Below are 21,464 nucleotides of genomic sequence, written 5' to 3' on the forward strand. Positions count from 1 at the left end.
CTGTCGTAAGGAGTTGTCGTAGGGAGGTGGGAGGTAACGCGTGGGGGGTTCTGGAGGTCAGGACCTCAGACCGCGACCGGCTCGCCCGCGGCCGCGGCGATCTCGGCCTCGGCGACGACGCCCGTGACGCGGCGCAGCTTCTTCATGGGGCCGAGCTCGGACTCGTAGACCTTCTTGACGCCGTCGCCGAGGGAGGCCTCGATGGTGCGGATGTCGCGGACGAGGCGGGTGAGGCCCTGCGGCTCGACGGAGGCGGCCTGGTCGGAGCCCCACATCGCGCGGTCGAGGGTGATGTGACGCTCGACGAAGGTGGCGCCCAGGGCGACCGCGGCCAGCGTGGTCTGCAGGCCCGTCTCGTGGCCGGAGTAGCCGATCGGGACGTTCGGGTACTCGGCCTGGAGGGTGTTGATGACGCGGAGGTTGAGCTCCTCGGCCTTCGCCGGGTACGTCGAGGTGGCGTGGCAGAGCAGGATGTTGTCGCTGCCCAGGACCTCGACCGCGTGGCGGATCTGCTTCGGGGTCGACATGCCCGTGGAGAGGATGACCGTGCGGCCGGTGGCGCGCAGGGAGCGCAGCAGCTCGTCGTCGGTGAGGGACGCGGAGGCGACCTTGTGGGCGGGGACGTCGAACTTCTCGAGGAAGGCGACGGCCTCGGTGTCCCACGGGGAGGCGAACCAGTCGATGTTCTTGCTCTTGGCGTACTCGTCGATCTGGCGGTACTCGTCCTCACCGAACTCCACGCGGTGGCGGTAGTCGATGTAGGTCATGCGGCCCCAGGGGGTGTCGCGCTCGATGTCCCACTGGTCGCGCGGGGTGCAGATCTCCGGGGTGCGCTTCTGGAACTTGACCGCGTCGCAGCCGGCCTCGGCGGCGGCGTCGATCAGCTTGAAGGCGTTCTCGAGCTCGCCGTTGTGGTTGATGCCGATCTCGCCGACGACGTAGACGGGGTGGCCGGGACCGGCGGTCTTCGAACCGAACTGGCGCAGACGGGAGTTGGTGCTCATGGTGGAGAAGTTCCTTACTTGTCGAGGGAGTCGAGAGAAGGGCCGAGGATCCAGCTGGCGATCTCTCGGATCGCGCCGTCGCCGCCGGGGACGGTGGTGACCGCGCGTGCGGCGCCGCGCACGACGTCGTGGGCGCTCGCGACCGCCACCGGCCAGCCCACGAGGGCGAAGCACGGGAGGTCGTTGACGTCGTTGCCGACGTAGAGCACGCGCTCAGGCGCGATGCCCTGCTCCTCGCACCACTGCTTCAGTGCGAGGTCCTTGCGGTCGATGCCGTGCAGGACCGGAATCTTGAGCTTCCGGGCCCGGGCGGCGACCACCGGGTTCTGTTCCGTGGACAGGATCAGCATCGTCAGCCCGCTCTTGCGGAGGGCGGCGATACCGAGGCCGTCCCCGCGGTGCACGGAGACGAACTCCCGTCCGTCGGAGTCGATCAGCACCCTGTCGTCGGTCTGGGTGCCGTCGAAGTCGAGGACGACCGCGTCGATGTCTTCCGCGGTCGGGAGCGAACCAGGCCGGTTCGCGTCGAAGAGGGGGGCCAGCGCGCGGGCGCGGGCGAGGTCGTGCGGGTCGTCGATCTCCAGCACGCGTGCCGGGTCGGTGCGGACGAGCTCCGTGCGGCCGAAGAAGCGGTGCTGGTGCTTGCGCAGGCCCGCCGCGTCCATGGCGTAGGCCGCGCCGGTCTCCAGGAGGTCCTGGGGCCGGTCCTGGCGGCGGGGCCGGAAGGACTTGTCGTGGTTGACGCCGTTGCCGCCCTCGGTGGACTCGTCGGCGGCGTCGCGCCAGATGAAGCCGTGGAAGTTGGCCACCGTCAGCGCGGTGTCGGCACCGTTCTCGACGACCGCCCCGGCGACCCCGTCGATGTCCTCCCGCGTGATGAACGGGCTGGTGCACTGGACGAGCAGGACCACGTCGACCGCGGATCCGTGCAGCGCCTCGTGGGCGTCCAGGGCGTGCAGGACGGCGGCCTCGGAGGTGGCGGTGTCGCCGGCGATGGCGGCGGGGCGCAGGACGACCTCGGCGCCCGCCTCACGGGCGGCGGCGGCGATCGCCTGGTCGTCGGTGGAGACCACGACGTCCGTGACGAGCCGCGTCGCCCGGCACTCGCGCACCGCGCGGGCCACCAGCGGCACTCCGCCGACCGGGAGGAGGTTCTTGGCGGGGACGCCCTTGGAGCCGCCGCGCGCGGGAATCACCGCGAGCACCCGGCGCACCGGCGCCGCGTGACCCGCTTCCGAGTTGGTCATGCGCTGTTCTCCTTGACGAGGGACACGGGGGAAGGCTTGCGGGACCGGCGGAAGGCCTGAGGGATCGACGGTGGTCACAGCTCCCCCATCCGCCGGATCACGGGGGCCACGCGCTGCACTCCGTGGCGGTAGGCGCCGCGGGCCGCCCGGCGGACGATCTGCCGTACGGGGCTGGGCTCCTTGTCGGCCGCGGGGGCGCCGGGCAGCGGGCTGCCGTCCGGGGCGAGGTGGTGGCGGGCGAGGATCCCGGGGAGGTAGCCGGGGGCGGTGACGGGCGTGTAGTAGGGGGCGAGGGGCAGCAGTCCGGGAGCCGCCAGCAGGCCGGTGATCCGGGCGCGCGCCTCGTCGAAGGCCGTCTCGTACTGGCCGTCGGCGGCGACGCCCTGCCGGGCCACCCACACCGGGTCGGGTGCCGGCTCGTGTCCGGCGTCGAGCTGGTCCCAGGAGGCGAGGCAGCCGGAGCCCACGAAGTGGTGGTTGCCGAGCGCCTCGCGCACCCCGAGGTCGCTGAGGACGACGGTGGGGATGCGACGGTGCAGGGACTCCAGGGCCGCCGTGGAGCTGATGGTGACCAGCAGATCGGTGCGGTCGAGCACCTCACCCATGTGGCCGTACACCAGCCGGAAGTTGGCGGGCAGGTCGGTCTTCTGCACCAGCTTCTGGTAGGGCAGTTCCTCGATGTGCGTGGTGTGCTCGCCCGGCTTGGAGCGCAGCTTCAGCAGCACCTCGCGGTCCGGGTGGAGGCGGGCGTGCTGGATCAGCCGGTTCAGCAGGTACGTACGGTCCTTGCGGTTCTCCGGGACCGAGGGCTGGGCGGCGAAGACGACCGTGTACGGGTCGTGCTTCTCGTAGGCGGCGCCACCCAGGAAGGGCAGTGCCACCTCCGTGACCGAGGAGGCGTCGGCGCCCACTCCCTCGTACACGGCCCGGAAGCGTTCCGCGTCCTGCCGGGAGTTCGCGAGGACGAGGTCCGCGCCGTGCCGCAGCAGCAGGCCGTCGGCGAGCTTCTCGTAGACGACGCCGACATAGCCGGTGACGACCACGGGCCGCTTGCTCCGTCCCTCCCACACATGCGCCAGGCCGTGCAGGATCGCCTGCACACCGCCGCCCACGAGGGCGATGACGAGGACGTCGTACGGCTCCCCTTCCATGGCGCGCAGGAATTCGACGGCCGTGACCTCGCGGAGGGAATCCGCGCGGACGCCGACTTCTTCGAGCTGGCGGGCGGTGGGGGTGGCTCGGCCGCGCAGGAGATAGCCGTCGAGCAGAATGTCCGATTCAGCCGGTGAAATGCGATTCGCGGTGAGCGAACCCCATTTCCACCGGGTGTCGGAATCCGCGAGAACGGCGACCCGCAGGGACTTCCTGGTACTTGCTGGCACGTCCAAGACGCTAGGAAGCCATTCCGAGTAGCGGCCCAACCCGAATACAACAAACGGTTAACAGCACATCGACGAATGGCGAATCGGGCCATGATCCAGCCGGAAATCAGCTGGGTTCACTGCTTCGCCACGCGTCGTTCACCTGACATCTCACCAACGGTCAAGACGAATGCCGGGCCGCCGCCTAACGTCACGTGGGTGGTCAAGCTCTCCGTCATCGTGCCGTTCTACAACGTGCAGCAATATGCACCCGACACCTTGAAGAGCCTGCGTGCGAACGCACGTGAGGACTTCGAATTCGTTCTCGTGGACGACTGTTCACGAGACGAGACACCGGACATTCTCGCGCGCGCGGAGCGCGAGCTCCCCGGCGCGGTGTATGTCAGACACGAGAAGAACGGAGGACTTGCGACCGCGCGCAACACGGGCATCGACGCGGCGCACGGCGAGTACCTCACGTTCCTCGACGGGGACGACTGGCTCGCCCCCGGCTATTACGAGCAACTCGTTGCCTCCATCGAGCAGTTGGGCTGCGACTTCGTCCGTACGGACCATGTCCAGTGCACCGCGCGGGCCCGCACCATCCACAGGGTCCCGCACGGCCGGCGCGGAGTGGTACTGAACCCCCGCGACGCGATACTGCCCGCCGACCGCTCCACCTCCGTCGACTACGCCTACGCCTGGGCGGGCATCTACCACCGCCGGCTGGTCGACCGGGGGCTGCTGCACTTCACCGACGGCCTGCGGACGGCCGAGGACCGGCCCTGGATCTGGAAGCTGCACCGGGAGGCGGAATCCTTCGCCACCGTGGGCCTTCTCGGTGTGTTCTACCGGCGTGGTGTGGCCTCCTCCCTCACCCAGATCGGGGACGTGCGCCAGCTCGACTTCATTCGCGCGTTCGACCAGGTGGTGGCGGAAACCGCGGCGGACCGCGACGCCGAAAAACTCCTGCCCAAGGCCGTGCGCACGTATTGCGCGATTATTTCCCATCATCTGGGATCCATCGAAAGGTTCGAGCCGGCAGTGGCACGGAAACTGAAGTCGATGAGCGCCGTCGCTCTGCGGAACATGCCGCAGGACGTGCTCGACGACGCCCTCGACTCGATGGACCTCCAGCGCGCCACGCGGCTGCGCCGGCTGCGCCGCCGTCCGGCTTCCACCACGGGGGTGGCCGCGTGACCACCCAGATCTTCATGGCGTCCACGCTGTACGGCACGGCCACGCTCGCCGCGGCCCTGGACACCGACTGCTTCCGCCCCGCCGACCGGCGCATCCTGCTCGTCTCCAACAACGCGGCGACGCCCGAGACGACGCCCGGCCTCGACGAGATGCCCGGGTTCGAACAGCTGCGCGGCCGCTTCGACGACGTGATCTCGTGGAACGAGACCATCTCCCCCTTCCACCCGGGCGGCTGGGCCCCGCGGCCCGACGACGTCCCCCTGTGGGAGCGGCACCTGCGGCTCGCGTGGAACCTCGGCGACGACGACATCGAGCTGGCCGTCGAGTCGATCCAGGTCAACCCGGCGCTCGGCATCTCGCAGATCTTCATGGGCGCGCCCGTCACCGTGTACGCGGACGGCCTGATGAGCTACGGCCCCACCCGCAACAAGATCGACCCGCTGGTCGGCACGCGCGTGACCCGCCTGCTCCACCTGGACCTCGTCCCCGGCCTCAAGCCGCTGCTCCTCACCGAGTTCGGCGTCGAGCCGGAGATCGTGCCGACGGACGCGTTCTCGAAGGTGCTCGCCGAGCTGGTCGACACCGGCGACGAGCTGCCCTTCGTCGACGAACCGGCCCTCCTGCTCGGCCAGTACCTCTCCGCGCTGGACATCCTCACCGCCGAGGAGGAGGAGAACCTCCACGTACGGATGCTGAAGGGCGCCCTCGCGCTCGGCCACACGCGCGTGGTGTTCAAGCCGCATCCTTCGGCCCCGGCCCGCTGGTCACGCCTGCTGGAGAAGGAGGCCGAGCAGCTCGGCGCCGACCTCACCGTGCTCGACACCCCGGTCCTCGCCGAGGTGCTCTACCAGCGGATGCGCCCCGCCCTGGTGGTCGGCTGCTTCTCCACCGCGCTGCTCACCGCGTCGGCGCTGTACGGCCTGCCGGTCGCCCGCGTCGGCACCGGCCCCCTCCTCGACCGTCTCACGCCGTACGAGAACAGCAACCGCGTCCCCGTCACGATCGTGGACGCACTGCTGCCCGAACTGACGGACGAGTCGGCGGTCAACGAACAGCGCCAAGGCATGGACGTGACGGCACTGACGGACCTCGTCCGGGCCGTCGGCTTCGCGATGCAGCCGAAGATCTACCCGGACCTGCGCCCGGCCGCCGAGGCCTACCTGACCAGGCATCTGAACCACCACACCCGGCGCTACTTCAAGCGCAAGCGCCTCACCTCGCTGGCGCTGCCCGGCGCGGTCCCGGCGCAGCTGGCGTTCATCCCGCGCAACGCCACCGTGCGCCGCGTGGCACGCCGCGCCCGCTCGCTGAAGCGGGCGGTAGGTCGCTGATCCGGTTCCTGGGCCGGGCCGCCGCGGGCCGGTCCGGGAACCCGAAACGACATACAGGTGAACACGCACAGACCGTCGGGCGAATCGTCGGCCAGACGGCCAGGTAAACCTTATTAATCGGATTAGTGTGCTGTGGGTCCACTGAGTCCCGTTGAGGGGAAACCTGTGATCGACTCGCGCGAGGCCGTCCAAGTGGCCTCCACGGGCACCGTGGCCCGCACCGTCCTGCCGCCCACGGACGCACCGCCCCCCGCGAAACCGGCCAAGCCCCGCGAGACGCGGCTGCGCGCACTGGACGGACTGCGGCTGGTCGCCGCGCTGATGGTGGCCGCGTACCACTACGGCGGGCGCGACGGCGAGGTCGCGAAAGCCTGGGGCAGCTCGCCGCGCCACCAGTTCCCCGTGCTGCACGGGTACTTCGCGTACGGCTGCCTGGGCGTCCAGGTGTTCTTCGTGATCAGTGGCTTCGTCATCTGCATGAGCGGCTGGGGCCGCCCGCTGCGCTCGTTCTTCGCCTCCCGCGCCTCCCGGCTGCTGCCCGCGTACTGGGCCGCCATCATCCTGGTGACGGTGGTGTTCGCGCTGCCGATGGTTGCGTTCAAGACGGTCTCGCCGAGCGACACCCTGGTCAACTTCACGATGCTGCAGTACCCGCTCGGCGTCGACCGGGTGCTGGGCGTGTGCTGGACGCTGTGGGCGGAGGTCCGCTTCTACGCCCTCTTCGCGCTGTGCATCGTGCTGCCCGGCGCGAACCGCCGCCGCGTGATCATGTTCTGTGCCGGCTGGACGCTGGCCTACGTCATCGCGCAGGGCGCCAAGATGCCGCTGCTGGACATCGTCCTGATGCCCGAGTACGCGCCGTACTTCATCGGCGGCGTCGGCCTCTACCTGGTGCACCGCGACCGCAAGGACGTGTACGCCTGGGGCATCGTGGCCGTGAGCTGGCTGATCGGCCAGCACTACGCGGTGCAGGGGCTGTGGCACGCCCCGCAGGCCAACGGCTTCTCCTACCGCACCACCTACGGCATCGTCCTCGTCGTCACCTTCGGCTACGTCGCGGTCGCCGCGATCGCCCTGGGCTGGCTGCGCTGGGCCAACTGGCGCTGGCTGACGGTCGCGGGCGCGCTGACGTACCCCTTCTACCTCGTCCACGAACACCTGGGCTGGGTCGTCATCAAGGCTCTCCACCAGGGGCTGCACATCCCGTCGTACGCCACGTTCCTGCTGACGGCCGCGAGCATGCTGGTCCTGGCCTGGCTCCTCAACCGGTACGTGGAGAACTGGCTGACGCCCAAACTGCGCACGGCGCTGGCGAAGCCCCGGCCGACCGTGGGGGCGTCTCGGCCGTAGGGCGCACCGCGGGTTCAGCCGATCCCGTACCGCGTCCCGATCCCCGCGATCACCAGGGCCAGCCCTTCTTCGAAGTGCTGGTCGTAGTCCTCGAATATCTCCGCGCCCGCCGCGGCCGACAGAGGGAAGTCGGCCATCCGGCGGGCGCGGTCGTCCACGTCGTATCCCGCGCGGCGCTCCCCGGGGAGCGGCTGGACGCCCTGCTCCTCGGTGACGAACCCGAGGGTGTAGAAGTAGGCCGTCGTGGCCGCCCGGACCGCCTGGGCGAGGGTGAACCCCGCGTCCGTGAGCAGGCGCAGGTGCTGTTCCATCTCGACCGCGTGCAGAGTGCCGGTGAAGCGTGAGCCGCTGAAGACCTTGGCACCGTCGCGGTAGCTCAGCAGCGCGGCGCGCAGTGCGCGGTTGGCCGCCAGGAGCCGCTCCTGCCAGGTGGCGCCGGAGTCGACCGGCGCGGCCTCGGTCATCCGGCGGTACATCTCCGTCGCCATCTCGTCGAGCAGCGCCTGTTTGTCCTTGAAGTGCCAGTACAGAGCGGGCGCCTTGACGTCCAGCTCCTTGGCGATGGCGCGCAGGGTCAGGCCCTCCAGTCCCCCCTCGTTCAGGAGTCTCAGGGCGGTGTCCGCGACGCGCTTGCGGTCGAGCGGCGCTCTTCGTTCCGTACTCACACTTGACAACTTAACACCGTTAAGGCCACGCTCGGAAACGCCGGAACTTAACAGCGTTAAGGAGAGTGTGGTCATGGCAGCACAGGCAACGGTGACGGGCGCGGGCCGCAAGAGCGGCTCGGACGTGGACGTCGACGTTCTGATCGTGGGGGCGGGCCCCGCCGGTCTCGCCCTCGGCGTCGACCTCGCCCGGCGCGGGGTGGACGCGCTCGTCGTGGAGCGGACCGACGGCCTGTTCCCCGGGTCGCGCGGCAAGGGCATCCAGCCGCGCACGAGGGAGGTCTTCGAGGACCTCGGCGTACTCGACGCGATCCGCGCGGCCGGCGGCCCCTACCCGGTCGGGTTGATCTGGCAGGACGGGAAGCCGCAGGGCGAGCACCGGATGTTCGACCCGGCCGAGGCGAGCGACGGTTCGCCGTACGCCGAGCCGTGGATGGTGCCGCAGTGGCGTACGCAGGAGATCCTCTTCGCGCGCCTCGTCGAACTGGGCGGACGCGTCGCCTTCGGGCGCGAACTGCTGACGGTCGACCAGGACCCGGACGGGGTGATGGCCCACTTCGCCGCCGGCTCCCCCGTCCGCGCGCGGTACCTCGTCGGCGCCGACGGCGGCCGCTCGACCGTGCGGCGCGCGCTCGGGATCGCCATGACGGGCGAGACGGTCGACCCGCATCCGGCGCTGGTGGCCGACGTCCGTGTCACGGGCCTGGACCGCGATCACTGGCACGTGTTCCCGCCCCGGGACGACGACGACGGCTTCCTGGCGATCTGCCCGCTCGCCGGCACCGAGGACTTCCAGCTCACCGCCCGGTTCCCGGTGGGGACCGAACCCGATCTGTCCCTGGAGGGCGTACGGAAGGTCGTCGCCGCCCGCTCGCATCTCGCCCCCGAGGCCGTGACCGAGGTGCGCTGGGCCTCGGACTTCCGCCCGCGGGCGGCGCTGGCGGACCGCTTCCGCGCGGGGCGGGTCTTCCTTGCCGGGGACGCGGCACACATCCACTCCCCGGCCGGCGGCCAGGGCCTCAACACCAGTGTCCAGGACGCCTACAACCTGGGCTGGAAACTGGGCGCGGTGCTGGGCGACGGCGCCCCCGAGGCACTCCTCGACTCCTATGAGGAGGAACGGCGGCCCGTCGCCGCGCACATGCTCGGCCTGTCCACGGCCGTCCACCGCGGCGAGGCCCGGCGCAGCGCCGAGACGACGGGCCAACTCGGCCTGGGCTACCGGGACTCGTCACTCTCGACGGACCTGCGCGAGGGCCTCCCGGAGAACGCCCTGAGGGCCGGCGACCGAGCCCCGGACGGCCCTCTCCCCGACGGCACCCGGCTCTTCGACGCCTTCCGTGGTCCCCAGTGGACCCTGCTCGCGGCCGGCCCGGAGACCCAGGCGCCTGCGCTCCCCGTCCGCACGGTCACCATCCCCGCGCACGAGTCGTACGGCACCGGCCTCTTCCTGATCCGCCCCGACGGTTACGTGGGGTGGACGGGCGACACGGCTTCGGGGCTGCGGGAGTACGTGACGCGCCTGGGTGTCCTCGGCCGGGTTCTGTCCTAGGCGGTTCGGCCGCGCCCTGAAGGGGCGCGGGGAACCGCGCGACCAACCACGACAGCGCCGCAGACGATCGTCGGCACATCCCGGTACTTCCAGCGGAGCGCTCAGGCGCTGGCGAGGGTGAGCTTCACGGCGAAGCCCAGGAACAGGGCGCCCGCCGCCGTCGTGGCTCCCGCCGAGAGCCGCTTGCGCCGCCGGAAGGCCGCCGCCAGCTTCGTCCCGCTGAAGATCAGCGCGGTGAGGTACAGGAAGCTGGCGAGCTGGGCGAAGGCGCCGAGGACGACGAAGGAGAGGGCCGGGTAGGCGTAGTCCGGGTCCACGAACTGTACGAAGAAGGCGACGAAGAACAGGATCGCCTTCGGGTTGAACAGGCTGATCACCAGCGCCCGCCGGTAGGGGCGCTCCTCGGCGGCCGGCGCCGGGGCGGCCTCGCTCTCCTCGGCCCGCTCGTGCCGGGTGCGCCACAGGCTCCACGCGGCGCGCAGCATCCCGACCGCCAGCCATGTCAGATATCCGGCCCCGGCGTACTTCACGATCCCGAACAGCACGGCGTTGGCCTGCAACAGCGAGGCGACTCCGGCCGCGGACAGGGTCATCAGCACGGTGTCCCCGCACCAGACACCCGCGGCGGCGGTGTACCCCGTGCGCACGCCCTTGCGGGCGGCGACGGACAGCACGTACAGCGAGTTCGGCCCGGGGAGCAGAACGATCAGCACAAGTCCCGCGAGATAGGTCGGGAGGTCGATAACACCAAGCATGAGGTGGAGTGTCGCACGGGAGTACGACACCGCACCTTCGGGTGTCGGGGTCAGTCGTCGCCGTCGAGGAGGCGGTTTGCTGACAGTTCCAGGGTGACGCCGACTGACTCGGGGAGCGGGACGCTGGTGCCGCGCTCATAAGGCGTCACCGACTGATACTTGTTGTCCTCGGGCTCGGTGTGGACCAGGATCTGGTCATGCCGCCGGTCCACGACCATGTACACCGGGACACCCGCCTTGGCATACGTTTCGGCTTTGATGACCAGGTCGATTGCCCAGTTGGTGGATGTCACCTCCAAGACCAGACGGAAGACGTGCGGCGCGTAGCAGTTCTTCTCGACCACCGCGTCCTTGTAGTCGGCGTCGACGATGGACAGGTCCGGGATGGCGTAGTCATCCGACCCGGTTGGCAGCCACAGGCCGATCCCTGGAATCGCCCTGAGCCCGGCGTCCCACCCTCCGGCCTGTCTGACCTCATAGCCGACGTCGAAACACGTCTCTTGATGCGGCCCGTCCGGCGGCGGTGTCACAACAATGCTCCCGTTGAGGATTTCCACCCGGTGCCCGGGCAACTCTTCCCAGAGGCGATCGGCAGCATCAGCAAGCGACGTCTCGTGCATCATCACAGCCACGGCACCCTCCTTTCGGGACCACACTTCACGAGCGTAACCGCCCGCACCGACATTCCGCCCCCGATCACCCAAACGGGGTATTCACCCAGGTCAGAACGCATCCGTCGGCACATACGTCCCCCAAACCCCCCGCAACGCGTTGCACACCTCGCCCACCGTCGCGCGGGCGCGCAGGGCGTCCTTCATGGGGTAGAGGACGTTGTCCGTGCCCTCGGCCGCCTTCCTGAGGTCGGCGAGGGCCGCGTCCACCGCCGACTGGTCACGCTCGGCGCGGAGTTTGGTGAGGCGTTCGGCCTGCTGGGCCTCGATGGCCGGGTCCACGCGGAGAGGCTCGTACGGCTCCTCCTCGTCGAGCTGGAAGCGGTTGACGCCGACCACGACCCGCTCACCGGAGTCGGTCTCCTGCGCGATCCGGTAGGCGCTGCGCTCGATCTCGCCCTTCTGGAAGCCGTGCTCGATCGCGGACACCGCGCCGCCCAGCTCCTCGACCCTCGTCATCAGTTCGACCGTGGCCGCCTCGACGTCGTCGGTCATCTTCTCGATGACGTAACTTCCGGCGAAGGGGTCGACCGTCGCCGTCACGTCCGTCTCGTACGCCAGGACCTGCTGCGTCCGCAGCGCCAGACGCGCGCTCTTGTCCGTCGGGAGCGCGATCGCCTCGTCGAAGGAGTTGGTGTGCAGCGACTGCGTGCCGCCGAGGACCGCGCCCAGTCCCTGGACCGCCACGCGCACCAGGTTCACCTCCGGCTGCTGGGCGGTCAGCTGGACCCCGGCGGTCTGGGTGTGGAAGCGCAGCATCAGCGACTTCGGGTTCTGCGCGCCGAACTCCTCCCTCATCACCCGCGCCCAGATACGCCTGGCCGCACGGAACTTCGCGACCTCCTCCAGGATCGTCGTACGGGCGACGAAGAAGAAGGACAGGCGGGGGGCGAAGTCGTCGACGTCCATTCCGGCGGCCACGGCCGTGCGGACGTACTCGATGCCGTCGGCGAGGGTGAACGCGATCTCCTGCGCGGGCGAGGCACCGGCCTCGGCCATGTGGTAGCCGGAGATCGAGATCGTGTTCCACTTCGGGATCTCGGCCTTGCAGTACTTGAAGATGTCCGCGATCAGCCGCAGGGAGGGCTTGGGCGGGAAGATGTACGTCCCGCGCGCGATGTACTCCTTGAGCACGTCGTTCTGGATCGTGCCCGTCAGCTGATCGGCCGGGACGCCCTGCTCCTCCCCCACCAGCTGGTACATGAGCAGGAGCAGCGCCGCGGGGGCGTTGATCGTCATCGACGTGGACACCTTGTCCAGCGGGATGCCGCCGAACAGGATCCGCATGTCCTCCACCGAGTCGATGGCCACCCCGACCTTGCCGACCTCGCCGTGCGCGATCGGCGCGTCCGAGTCGTGGCCCATCTGGGTGGGCAGGTCGAAGGCGACCGACAGGCCCATCGTGCCGTTCGCGATCAGCTGCTTGTAGCGCGCGTTCGACTCCACGGCCGTGCCGAAGCCCGCGTACTGGCGCATCGTCCACGGGCGGCCCGTGTACATCGACGGGTAGACACCGCGGGTGAAGGGGTACGCGCCCGGCTCACCCAGCTTCTCGGCCAGGTCCCAGCCCTCCAGAACCTCGGGTCCGTAGAGCGGTTCGATGGGCAGTCCGGACTCCGACTCGCGCGCCATTGCTGTGCCTCCCACTGAAGTTACTTACCGGTAGGTCCGACCCTCGCCACGGACTGTAGCGGCGGCCGTGCGCGGGATGGAGAGGACCGCGCTGGGACCTTGCTCACAGGCTTCATCGCTCTCAGGATTCATTGTTCACACGCTTCATTCCCCAGGATGGCGCGTCGTTCGCAACCGGGCGCGCGTGGGGAGCATCTCAGGGGACACGACGACGCACCGGGGGTTGGAATGCGTACGACTGGTATGGGGAGATCACTGGCCGCCCTCGTGGCGCTCGTCGCGGTGAGCGGCTGTACGGCCGAGGCCGTGGATGCGCACGGGAACACGCACGGGAGCACGCAGGGAAGGACGCCGGGCAGCACGCGGGGCAACACGCCGCCGTTCGCCTCGAAGCCGGACCGTTCGGCCACGCCCGGGGACGACAAGCCGGGCGGCACGACACCGTCCGCCGCCCCCAGGGTCCTCTGGTCCCGCGGCGACAAGGGGAACGACGTCCGTGAGCTCCAGGCCCGGCTGCACCAGCTCGCCTGGCTCATCCCGGCGCCGACGGGGACGTACGACACCCCGACGGTCACCGCGGTGAAGGGGTTCCAGGGCAAGCGCGGGCTGCCGCGGACCGGCGAACTGGACGCCGTCACCTGGGAGCGGCTGCGCGGGATGACGCACAAGCCGGCCGCGTGGGAGTTGTACCCGTACGGCGGGCAGCCCGCCGCGCGACCCGACCCGCACTGTATGACGGGCCGGGTGCTGTGCGTCAGCAAGACGAGCCGCACCCTGCGCTGGATGATCGACGGGAAGACGGTCTCGGAGATGGACGTGCGGTTCGGCTCGCAGTACACGCCGACCCGGGAAGGGGTCTTCAGCGTGTCCTTCAAATCGCGCTACCACGTGTCGACGATCTACCACACGTCCATGCCGTACGCGATGTTCTTCAGCGGCGGCCAGGCGGTCCACTACTCCCCCGACTTCGCGGCCCGCGGCTACTACGGCGCCTCGCACGGCTGCGTCAACGTACGGGACGAGGGGAAGATCGCGGCGCTGTTCGCGCAGGTCCGGACCGGGGACAAGGTCGTCGTCTACTGGTGACGGCCGGCCCGGAGGGGGCCCAAGGAGTGATGGGGCGCGGGCGGGACCGGGGGAACGTGTCCCGCCCGCGCCGTGTGCACCAGGCCTGGGTACGGGGGGAACCCCGGCTCAGTGCGACGGCCGATGACCAGTCGGCTCACCCAGTACTGCGTCGGCGCGGCCGAAAACGTCACACCCGGGCGGAAGAAAATTCCGAGGGAGCGAGAAACCGCAGGTCAGGGGGAAGAGTGCAGGGTGCCCGGAGTCCGGGTGGCTGAGAACATTCCGGGCCGGATGGCAGAAAGCTCGCCCTGAAGGCCGACAGCGGCGACTGCCCAGAGGGCCGACCGCAGCAGTGACGGCCCAGAGGGCCGGCCTCAGCGGCTGCTCAGAGGGCCGACCGCAGCGGCGCGACGACCGAGCTCGGCGACGGGGCGAGGATCCCGTTGTGGTCGTGGTGGCCCCCCGAGCCCGTGTGGCCGTCGCCGTCACCGCCGTTGCCCCCGCTACCGGAGCCGTTGCCCGAGCCGTCGCCGGTACCGCCCCCGGCGCCCTGGTCGGAGCCGGAGTCCGAGCCCTGGTCGCCCTGCCCGCCCCGGTCCTCGCCCCCGTTGGCGCCGGTCCGTCCCAGGACGCCCTTGCAGTACTTCGTCACGCGCCGGCCGCCGCCCGCGGCGTCCACCAGGACACGTCTGCGGCCGGACTCCAGGGTCTTGCCGTCCAGCACGTCGCGGCAGTACGAACGGGTCTTGGCCCACCACTCGCGGGCGCGGGCCGACCGCCCCGCGTCGGAGGAGTCGGGCTGCCCGCTCGGCGCGCCGGGGCCCTGGGCCTCGTCGTCGCCGGAGCCGGCACCGGCCGGTGCGCTCGTGGTGGCACCCGGGACCGGCGCCTGGGAACCGTCGGCCTTCGACACTCCCGGCGACGGCGAGAGGGACGGCTGACGTGGTGTCTGTGCCGCGGAAATCGTCGCGGCCGGGTGCGGCGAGTCGTCACGGAACGGAGTCGGCAGCACTCCGGTTCCGGCCGCGACGGCGACCCCGCCGATCATCCCCGCGGCCAGCGCGGCAACGATCCCGAGGCGCACCGGACGGCCCCAACGGGGCCCCCGCGGGGCCGGAGCCGGACGGCCCAGCCGGACGAGACCCGCGTCGGCGGAGTGGGCCGCGGCCCCCGGACGCACCCGTCCGCCGCACTGGGCGACCTCGCCGCTCCGGCCCGCTCGCGCCTGCTGGAACGCGGCCAACGCGACAGCCTCGCCGGGGAGTTCGGCACTGGTCGGCGCGGGTTCGGGGGCCAGCGCACCGAGCACATCGGCGAGCCGCTTGGCCCGGCCCTGGGTGTCGGCGTCGACGGCTTCCAGCGGCTCACCACGCAGCAGACGCTCCGCGGCGTCACGGTCCAGCCACTTGTCCTGCTCGTCGGCCATCACATGTCCTTCTGCGTCCGCGAACGCGTATGCGTCACACCCGCGGACGTCACCGCGCGTGTGCGCGACTCTCTTCGTGACTCTCTTTGTGGGGGGACGGCACCGAGGCCGCCTGCGGACTCCGGATCCGCGCCGAGCAGTTCCGCGAGCCGCTTGAGACCGCGGTGCGCCGCGGTGCGGACGGCTCCGGGGCGCTTGCCGAGGGTCTCGGCCGCGGTCTTGGCGTCGAGGCCGACGACCACGCGCAGCACGACGGCCTCCGCCTGGTCCTGGGGGAGTTGGGCGATCAGCGAGAGGGTGCTGTCGGTGGCCAGCGCCTCGATCGCCTCGCCCGCGGTGTCGGAATCCCCTGCCTTCGCGGTCAGTTCCGTCTCGTCACCGCCGATCGCGGGGCGGCGCCCGCGCATGCGTATGTGGTCGAGGGCGCGGTTGCGGGCGATCCGGGCGGCCCAGCCACGGAAGCGGTCCGCGTCACCGCTGAACCTCTCCAGGTCACGGGCGATCTGCAGCCAGGCCTCGGACGTGACGTCCTCCGCGTCCGGGTCACCGACCAGCGTTCGTACGTATCCGAGCAGCCGTGGGTGCACCGAGCGGTACACAGTCCGGAACGCGGTCTCGTCCCCGTCCTGTGCCGCAAGCACCGCGGCGGTCAGCTCCGCGTCGTCCCCCAGCACCGCGCGCCCTTCTCCGCCTCAGCCGGCGCCGCTTTCGCGGACCGGGTTGCTCGCCGTTGTGGTTCCTCAATCGGTGGTTGCGGTCCTAGGCCCCTCATGGCTGCGGCTGTCCGTCCCCCGCACCCCGGCGCGAATGGCACGTTACGGCCTGAAACCGCTCCCCGTCCATGTTCGTACAGGATGCAACTAACTGGTGACACAGCGAGGTGTGACAGAAAACGCAGCCTCGGCGCTGTAGAGAGTACGGGTCGCCGCGCGGCCCGTGCCGCGCGACGGTCGGGGCCTCTCCTGTGGGGGGTGGCGGCCCCGGCCGTTGCCATCGGCCCCTTAACTCTCCTTGAAAGCGCGCCCCGGTCGGCGCTGCTCGCGCGGTCGCCAGTCGTCACGCCGCCGGGTCCGCGCCCCGTGCGCCCCGCCCTCGCGAGCCGCCCGGTACGCGGCGACGGCCCGCCCCTCGGCCTCCGGGTCGACGGGAACACCCCTTACGGCGAAGGCGAGCAGCGCGTCGAGGGAGGACCCGTTCTCACCCATGTCCCTGCCCACCCCTGCCTGTCCTCGGCCGACCGCTTCCTGATGCTCGTTCCCGAATCCCTTAGCGTCCGAAGGCCGTTGGGCGTCACACCCCGGGCTCCCCGTCGGCGCCGAGCTGCCGCGCCAGGCGCTTGAGGCCGCGGTGGGCGGCGGTGCGGACCGCGCCCGGGCGCTTGCCGAGGACACGGGCGGCGGCGGGACCGTCGAGGCCGACCACCACCCGCAGCAGTACGGCCTCGGCCTGGTCGCGGGGCAGCCGTGCGACCAGTTCCAGGGCGCGCTCCGTGGAGAGGCTCTCCAGCGCCTGGTCGTGAGTGCTGTGGGTGTCGGGCAGTTCCAGTACGTCGTTCTCGAGCCCGGTCGCCCGGGGCCGTACCTTCTGCCTCCGCAGATGGTCGAGCGCGCGGTGCCGTGCGATGGTCGCGGTCCAGCCGCGGAACCCCGCCCCGTCCCCCTTGAACCGCCCGAGGTCCCGCGCGATTTCCAGCCAGGCGTCGGACGCCACGTCCTCCGCGTCGTCCCCGACGATCCCGCGCACGTATCCGAGCAGTCCGGGCTGCACGATCCGGTACGCCAGCGCGAAGGCCGCCTCGTCCCCCTGCTGCGCCCGCGTCACGGCCGCACCGAGCTCACCGTCGTACGCCTGTACGCGGCGGGGTTCCCCTCCCTGGCCCAACGCTGTCCTCGTTCGCCCCGAGTCGGTCAGAATGCGCACCGTGCGACACGGTCGGCCGTGTCGACGCCCACGTGGTCATCTGCGTCGGGCCCCACAGAAATGTCACAGCCCGTCAGGCGCCCCGGGCGTCCCTCGGAACATGTCCTGGCTCAGGCGTCCGTCTCCACCGGTTCGGGCAGCGGTGCCGGCCGTGCCTGCGGGGCCGGCATCCGGTCCGCATTCACCACGATCCCGGCGATCAGCGCGGCCAGCAACAGCGCTCCCATCGCCCACCAGGTGGCCACGTTGAAGCCGTGCACGGCGGCCCGGGAGGCGAGCGCGCGACGGTCGACGCCGGGGGCCGCGTGCGCGTTCGCGTACCGGGTCGTCACGCTCGCGGCGATGGTGTTGAGCAGCGCCGTGCCGATCGAACCGCCGACCTGCTGGGCGGTGTTGAAGGTGGCGGAGGCCGCCCCCGCGTCCCGGGGCGCGACGCTCACCGTGGCCAGCGAGATGGAGGTCATCATCGCCGTGCCCATGCCGAGGCCGAGCATCAGCATGCCGGGCAGGATGTGCGAGGCATACGCGGGTGCCACCCCGACCTGCGCGATGATCGCCAGCGCGCCCGCGGCCAGCAGCAGCCCGGGGACGATGAGGGCGCGCGGCGGGACCCGGTTCAGGAGGCGGGCCGCGACCTGCGTGGAGCCGGTGATCATGCCGACGGTGATGGGGAGATAGGCGAGTCCGGTCTTCATCGGCGAGTACCCGAGCACGCGCTGCATGTAGTAGGTGAGGAAGAGGAAGACCCCGAACATCCCGATGGTGACGAAGAGGATGGTGAGGAACGCCCCGACCCGCTGCCGGTCCCTGACCACCGACATCGGCAGCAGAGGCACCCGGGCGCGGGTCTGCCAGAGACCGAACACGCCGAGCAGCACGACCCCGGCGGCCAGCAGTCCGAGGACCAGTCCGTCGCCCCAGCTCCTCGACTCCGCCTCCGAGAAGCCGTAGACCAGGGAGAGCATGCCGGCGGAGCCGAGCACCGCACCCGGTACGTCAAGGCGCGCGTCCTCGTAGCGGCCGCCGCCGCTGAGTACCGCCAGGGCGCCGGCGAACGCGACCAGGGCGATGGGGACGTTGACGTACAGGCACCAGCGCCAGTCCAGGTACTGGGTGAGGAAGCCGCCCGCGAGCAGCCCGAACGCCGCGCCCGCGCCGACGATCGCGCCGAACACGCCGAAGGCCTTGCCGCGTTCCGCGGGGTCGGTGAACGTCGTCGTGAGCAGCGACAGGGCGGCGGGAGCGAGCAGCGCGGCGAACACGCCCTGGAGGGCGCGCGCCCCGAACAGCATCCCGGAGTTGGCGGCCGCGCCGCCCAGCGCGGACGCGGCGGCGAAGCCCAACAGGCCGATCATGAAGGTGAGTCGGCGACCCGCGAGGTCGGCGATCCGGCCGCCGAGCAGCAGCAGTCCGCCGAAGGCGAGGGTGTACGCGGTGATGATCCACTGCCGATTGCCGTCCGACATGTGCAGGTCGCTCTGGGCGGAGGGCAGGGCGATGTTCACGATGGTCATGTCGAGGACGACCATCAACTGGGCGAGCGCGATGACGACGAGCGCCCACCAACGGCGGTTGTCGGCCACGAGGCCTCCCGGGTCCGGCGGTTGTCCTCATGTTCACTCCGGAGACCGCCGTTTGGGAACGGTCGCGTACCTTAAGAACCGGCAATCTCGCCGCCGTTCGGCGCGCTTCCCGCTATCCCACGGCCTCGCGGCACAGCAGCCGCAGCGAGCCGTCGCCCGCGTAGCAGCGGCGGGCCTCGTCGATGGGGTCCCAAAGGCGCCCGTCGGGGGTGCGCAGCCAGTGCTCGCCGCCCGTCTCCCACCACTCGGCGCCGGCACGCCGGACGACGACCTCACCGGCGTACGCGCCGAAGCCGCGCAGCACGGTGTGGACGGCGGCGTACGGCGCCCCCTCCCGGCGTATCTCCTCGATCAGCCGGTCGACGCGCCACAGGCTCTGCGCCGAGTAGTCGAGGCGCAGCCGTGCGCCCTCGCGCATCGTCGCGACGGTGTCCGCGGCCCAGCGCACGGGCTTGGTCGCGGCGGAGGGCCTGGTCGCCCGGATCGGGTTCGCACTCGTTGCGTTCACACTCGTTGCGTTCACACTCGGAAGAGCGTCTTCCTGACGGGATTCGTCACGCGTCCCGGGCGCCTTCGCGACACCGGCCCAGGACCCTCATCTCCGGCCCCAGGACGGTCACAGGAACCCCTCAGGGAAACAGGTTTACGACCGTCCGCGCGCCCGGCGCGACACCACCGCGCGCAGGACGCGCCGTCCCTCCGTCGACACCTCCAGGGCGGGGCGCAGGCCGCCCGCGCCGCGGCCCGCGAGCAGTTCCAGGACGGCGACCTGGCGGCGCAGTTCGGCCGCGACGAGGGGGCCGTCGCCGTCGGCGGCGACATCGAGGAGCCGGTGGATCTGCAGGGCCGCCGCCGAACAGGCGTCGGCCCAGACGCGCAGGGCGGACGCGCAGGGGTCGTCGGGGGCGGTGGCGAGCATGCGGCGGGCGAGTGCGGCGGCGCGGGACTCGTCACTCACGGCGGCCTCGGTCTCGCTCTTGGCTCCTGACCCGGATCCAGGGGCGGGGTCGGGGCCGACGACGGGGTCGGAGTCGGCGGAGGTGTCGGCGTCGGCGGAGGCGTCGGCGGAGTCCAGTTCCGCCCGGGCCTTGGCGAGCCGTTCGCCCCAGGCGTCGCCGTCCGCGCCGCCGTCCGCGAGGCTCGACCAGAGCGGCCGCAGGACCTCGTCATCGCCGCCCAGCAGCGGCACGCACCGATCCAAACAAGCCAGCCCGCTCGCCGCCAGACCACGCTCGTCGGCCTGAGCGATCAGGTCCACCAGGCTCATCACGCCTCCCTCGACAGGGCGCTCCCGCTTACGGAGCCCGCACTTTCCCTTACTGCGTGCTCCGGAGCGGGAGTGTCACAGGGGCACCACTCCGAGCCGGTCGAGGAACCGGAAGAGCAGGTTTTCGGCCAAGGGGTCGGCGTCCGCGTTCAGCACGGCGAGCAGGGGCTCGGTGACCACCGTGTGCCCGGCCTCCGCGGCCCAGGCGACGGCCCGTGCGGCGGCGTCGGAGGGCTCCAGGAAGTAGTCGTCGACGGTGAGCCCCTCCTCGCTCTGCCCGAGGTACGCCGCCATCGCCGTGCGCGCCAGACAGGTCGTCCACGCGCCGCTCCCGGGACCGGCCGCCTCGACGACCACGCAGTCGCTGTTCATGACGTACCCGAAGAGCGCGGGCGCGCCGGTCTCCTGGGCGAGCGTGTTCATGCTCCCGACGTCGCCGTCACCGCTCGGGTACTCCCAGACCTGCCAGCCGTCGGGCGCCGTGGTCCGCAGCACCATCCCATGCGCCGCGCCCAGTGCGTCCAGCTCCGCGAGCGGCCGCTCGCTTCTGCCCACGACGTAGTAGCCCCAGTAGCCCATGCCGGTTTCCCCCCGGTGGTGTTTCGGTTCGGCCGCGCCGAATACACCACAGGGGCAAGTGACTTGGCCAGGGAATCGGCCGAACCGGCGCGCCGCCTGCCCCTAACGGCCCAACGACGCCCGTCAGCGGTGGTCCCTGACGGGCGCCGGGACCGGCTCTCCGGGCGGGACCGGGCCGCGCAGGGCCTTCTCGTTCTGCATCCGGGTCAGGCGCAGGACGACGAGGACGGCGAGTACGGCGGCCACGAGGCCGGTGGCGTCCGCGAACAACACGTCGCCCGCGGAGACGTAGAGCTCCATGGCGGTCTCGGCCTTGCGGTAGCTGACGAACCCGCTCCGGCCGACGACCAGCGTGATGATCCACATCGCCCACCAGGCGTTGACGAGCCCGTGTGAGGTGCGGGAGCCGGCGGGACGGCTCGCGTCCCAGGTGTTCAGCATGATCCGGCGCGGGAACCAGAGGTTCACCACCGGCACGAACCAGCCCCAGCCCGTCCAGGCGCGCCCCATTTCTTGCCCGAACGGGTCGAACACCTCGGCGTTGATCCGCACCCGGTAGAACCAGACGAGGTACGCGACGACCGTGGCGGCCAGGGAGACCAGCTGCACGACCCCGACCGCGGTCATGACCGAGTCCGCGTGGTCCACGTCCCGCTGGACGGCCTCGCCGACCCCGCCGTCCAGAATGGTGCCCGCGGCGTCGTACACCTTGATGCCCGCCCAGATCGCGAAGAGATCCACGGCGACGACCACGCCGAGCAGCACCGCGACCGCTCGCCCGAGGCCCACCGGCGAGCGCAGCCAGGCATCCCCGTGCGGCGGCGCCATGGTGCCCCCGGGCACGGGCATGGGC

General features: G+C 71.0%; 21 protein-coding genes. 5 read left to right on the top strand and 16 right to left on the bottom strand.

Translation table 11 applies throughout. From position 1 onward, the window contains the following. Positions 1-65: 65 nt before the first annotated feature. From ACIRA5_RS11880 to ACIRA5_RS11890, 3 genes are all read right to left on the bottom strand, one after another. Positions 66-1,004, bottom strand: coding sequence for an N-acetylneuraminate synthase family protein (locus ACIRA5_RS11880; protein ID WP_099920991.1), 939 nt, complete (start codon positions 1,002-1,004; stop codon positions 66-68). Positions 1,005-1,018: 14 nt separating this feature from the next. Beyond that, positions 1,019-2,251 carry an N-acylneuraminate cytidylyltransferase gene (locus ACIRA5_RS11885; RefSeq protein WP_352049114.1) on the bottom strand — a complete coding sequence of 411 codons (1,233 nt, stop codon included), beginning with the start codon at positions 2,249-2,251 and terminating at the stop codon, positions 1,019-1,021. A gap of 74 nt (positions 2,252-2,325) precedes the next feature. Beyond that, positions 2,326-3,633 (bottom strand): DUF6716 putative glycosyltransferase, encoded by a 1,308-nt coding sequence (locus tag ACIRA5_RS11890; RefSeq protein WP_403689884.1) that lies wholly within the window; start codon positions 3,631-3,633, stop codon positions 2,326-2,328. Between the two features lie 198 nt (positions 3,634-3,831). Here ACIRA5_RS11890 and ACIRA5_RS11895 point away from each other — a divergent pair, with 198 nt between their 5' ends. The 3 genes from ACIRA5_RS11895 (at position 3,832) to ACIRA5_RS11905 (ending at position 7,493) form a co-directional block, all read left to right on the top strand. Then, positions 3,832-4,812 carry a glycosyltransferase family 2 protein gene (locus ACIRA5_RS11895; protein ID WP_403689887.1) on the top strand — a complete coding sequence of 327 codons (981 nt, stop codon included), beginning with the start codon at positions 3,832-3,834 and terminating at the stop codon, positions 4,810-4,812. Beyond that, entirely contained in the window at positions 4,809-6,143 is a 1,335-nt protein-coding gene (locus tag ACIRA5_RS11900; protein WP_403689889.1) for an alpha-2,8-polysialyltransferase family protein, read from the top strand. The genes ACIRA5_RS11895 and ACIRA5_RS11900 overlap by 4 nt, the downstream gene beginning before the upstream one ends. Before the next feature lie 165 nt (positions 6,144-6,308). Next, positions 6,309-7,493 carry an acyltransferase family protein gene (locus ACIRA5_RS11905; protein ID WP_403689890.1) on the top strand — a complete coding sequence of 395 codons (1,185 nt, stop codon included), beginning with the start codon at positions 6,309-6,311 and terminating at the stop codon, positions 7,491-7,493. A 14-nt stretch (positions 7,494-7,507) separates the two neighbouring features. Here the strand turns inward: ACIRA5_RS11905 and ACIRA5_RS11910 are convergent, their stop codons facing one another. After that, a complete protein-coding gene (locus ACIRA5_RS11910) occupies positions 7,508-8,158 on the bottom strand; it encodes a TetR/AcrR family transcriptional regulator C-terminal domain-containing protein (RefSeq protein ID WP_403689892.1) in 651 nt (216 codons plus the stop codon). Between the two features lie 124 nt (positions 8,159-8,282). On the opposite strand from ACIRA5_RS11910, the gene ACIRA5_RS11915 reads away from it, so the two are divergent. Next, positions 8,283-9,710, top strand: coding sequence for an FAD-dependent oxidoreductase (locus ACIRA5_RS11915; protein WP_403690692.1), 1,428 nt, complete (start codon positions 8,283-8,285; stop codon positions 9,708-9,710). Between the two features lie 101 nt (positions 9,711-9,811). Here ACIRA5_RS11915 and leuE read toward each other — a convergent pair whose 3' ends face one another. From leuE to ACIRA5_RS11930, 3 genes are all read right to left on the bottom strand, one after another. Then, on the bottom strand, positions 9,812-10,465 hold the full coding sequence (gene leuE, locus ACIRA5_RS11920; RefSeq protein ID WP_403689894.1) for a leucine efflux protein LeuE: 654 nt from the start codon (positions 10,463-10,465) through the stop codon (positions 9,812-9,814). Between the two features lie 50 nt (positions 10,466-10,515). Next, on the bottom strand, positions 10,516-11,088 hold the full coding sequence (locus tag ACIRA5_RS11925; RefSeq protein WP_403690694.1) for a Uma2 family endonuclease: 573 nt from the start codon (positions 11,086-11,088) through the stop codon (positions 10,516-10,518). 99 nt (positions 11,089-11,187) lie between these two features. Beyond that, on the bottom strand, positions 11,188-12,768 hold the full coding sequence (locus ACIRA5_RS11930; protein ID WP_403689896.1) for a methylmalonyl-CoA mutase: 1,581 nt from the start codon (positions 12,766-12,768) through the stop codon (positions 11,188-11,190). A 228-nt stretch (positions 12,769-12,996) separates the two neighbouring features. Between ACIRA5_RS11930 and ACIRA5_RS11935 the strand changes: the two genes are divergently transcribed. Next, positions 12,997-13,854 (top strand): L,D-transpeptidase family protein, encoded by an 858-nt coding sequence (locus ACIRA5_RS11935; protein ID WP_403689898.1) that lies wholly within the window; start codon positions 12,997-12,999, stop codon positions 13,852-13,854. A 367-nt stretch (positions 13,855-14,221) separates the two neighbouring features. On the opposite strand, the gene ACIRA5_RS11940 is transcribed toward ACIRA5_RS11935, so the two are convergent. The 9 genes from ACIRA5_RS11940 to ACIRA5_RS11980 form a co-directional block, all read right to left on the bottom strand. After that, complete coding sequence (locus ACIRA5_RS11940) at positions 14,222-15,262, bottom strand: hypothetical protein (RefSeq protein ID WP_403689900.1); 1,041 nt, start codon at positions 15,260-15,262, stop codon at positions 14,222-14,224. Further along, positions 15,262-15,936 carry an RNA polymerase sigma factor gene (locus tag ACIRA5_RS11945; protein WP_101400261.1) on the bottom strand — a complete coding sequence of 225 codons (675 nt, stop codon included), beginning with the start codon at positions 15,934-15,936 and terminating at the stop codon, positions 15,262-15,264. The genes ACIRA5_RS11940 and ACIRA5_RS11945 overlap by 1 nt, the downstream gene beginning before the upstream one ends. A gap of 327 nt (positions 15,937-16,263) precedes the next feature. After that, the gene (locus ACIRA5_RS11950) at positions 16,264-16,467 is read right to left on the bottom strand and encodes a hypothetical protein (RefSeq protein WP_403689904.1); all 204 of its coding nucleotides are present in this window, start codon (positions 16,465-16,467) and stop codon (positions 16,264-16,266) included. An 85-nt stretch (positions 16,468-16,552) separates the two neighbouring features. Then, positions 16,553-17,143, bottom strand: coding sequence for an RNA polymerase sigma factor (locus tag ACIRA5_RS11955; RefSeq protein WP_403689907.1), 591 nt, complete (start codon positions 17,141-17,143; stop codon positions 16,553-16,555). A 149-nt stretch (positions 17,144-17,292) separates the two neighbouring features. Beyond that, positions 17,293-18,765, bottom strand: a complete 1,473-nt coding sequence (locus tag ACIRA5_RS11960; protein ID WP_403689910.1) for an MFS transporter — start codon at positions 18,763-18,765, stop codon at positions 17,293-17,295. Positions 18,766-18,877: 112 nt separating this feature from the next. Then, positions 18,878-19,273 (bottom strand): hypothetical protein, encoded by a 396-nt coding sequence (locus ACIRA5_RS11965; RefSeq protein ID WP_352049104.1) that lies wholly within the window; start codon positions 19,271-19,273, stop codon positions 18,878-18,880. 135 nt (positions 19,274-19,408) lie between these two features. Then, positions 19,409-20,032: a hypothetical protein gene (locus tag ACIRA5_RS11970; protein ID WP_403689913.1), complete on the bottom strand. Its 624-nt coding sequence runs from the start codon at positions 20,030-20,032 to the stop codon at positions 19,409-19,411. A 75-nt stretch (positions 20,033-20,107) separates the two neighbouring features. Then, a complete protein-coding gene (locus ACIRA5_RS11975) occupies positions 20,108-20,611 on the bottom strand; it encodes a hypothetical protein (RefSeq protein WP_403689916.1) in 504 nt (167 codons plus the stop codon). A gap of 123 nt (positions 20,612-20,734) precedes the next feature. Continuing rightward, a complete protein-coding gene (locus tag ACIRA5_RS11980) occupies positions 20,735-21,460 on the bottom strand; it encodes a DUF4328 domain-containing protein (RefSeq protein ID WP_403689919.1) in 726 nt (241 codons plus the stop codon). Between the last annotated feature and the right edge of the window lie 4 nt (positions 21,461-21,464).

It is taken from the genome of Streptomyces sp. NPDC096311, assembly GCF_044763085.1.
In the GTDB taxonomy this organism is placed as follows: domain Bacteria; phylum Actinomycetota; class Actinomycetes; order Streptomycetales; family Streptomycetaceae; genus Streptomyces.

What these genes read in the sequence shown, in the direction of transcription:
- ACIRA5_RS11950 (WP_403689904.1), bottom strand. Translation starts at nt 16,467, where the DNA reads ATGGGTGAGAACGGGTCCTCCCTCGACGCGCTGCTCGCCTTCGCCGTA.
- ACIRA5_RS11885 (WP_352049114.1), bottom strand. Translation starts at nt 2,251, where the DNA reads ATGACCAACTCGGAAGCGGGTCACGCGGCGCCGGTGCGCCGGGTGCTC.
- ACIRA5_RS11975 (WP_403689916.1), bottom strand. Translation starts at nt 20,611, where the DNA reads ATGGGCTACTGGGGCTACTACGTCGTGGGCAGAAGCGAGCGGCCGCTC.
- ACIRA5_RS11930 (WP_403689896.1), bottom strand. Translation starts at nt 12,768, where the DNA reads ATGGCGCGCGAGTCGGAGTCCGGACTGCCCATCGAACCGCTCTACGGA.
- leuE (WP_403689894.1), bottom strand. Translation starts at nt 10,465, where the DNA reads ATGCTTGGTGTTATCGACCTCCCGACCTATCTCGCGGGACTTGTGCTG.
- ACIRA5_RS11980 (WP_403689919.1), bottom strand. Translation starts at nt 21,460, where the DNA reads ATGCCCGTGCCCGGGGGCACCATGGCGCCGCCGCACGGGGATGCCTGG.
- ACIRA5_RS11880 (WP_099920991.1), bottom strand. Translation starts at nt 1,004, where the DNA reads ATGAGCACCAACTCCCGTCTGCGCCAGTTCGGTTCGAAGACCGCCGGT.
- ACIRA5_RS11940 (WP_403689900.1), bottom strand. Translation starts at nt 15,262, where the DNA reads ATGGCCGACGAGCAGGACAAGTGGCTGGACCGTGACGCCGCGGAGCGT.
- ACIRA5_RS11935 (WP_403689898.1), top strand. Translation starts at nt 12,997, where the DNA reads ATGCGTACGACTGGTATGGGGAGATCACTGGCCGCCCTCGTGGCGCTC.
- ACIRA5_RS11970 (WP_403689913.1), bottom strand. Translation starts at nt 20,032, where the DNA reads ATGAGCCTGGTGGACCTGATCGCTCAGGCCGACGAGCGTGGTCTGGCG.
- ACIRA5_RS11925 (WP_403690694.1), bottom strand. Translation starts at nt 11,088, where the DNA reads ATGATGCACGAGACGTCGCTTGCTGATGCTGCCGATCGCCTCTGGGAA.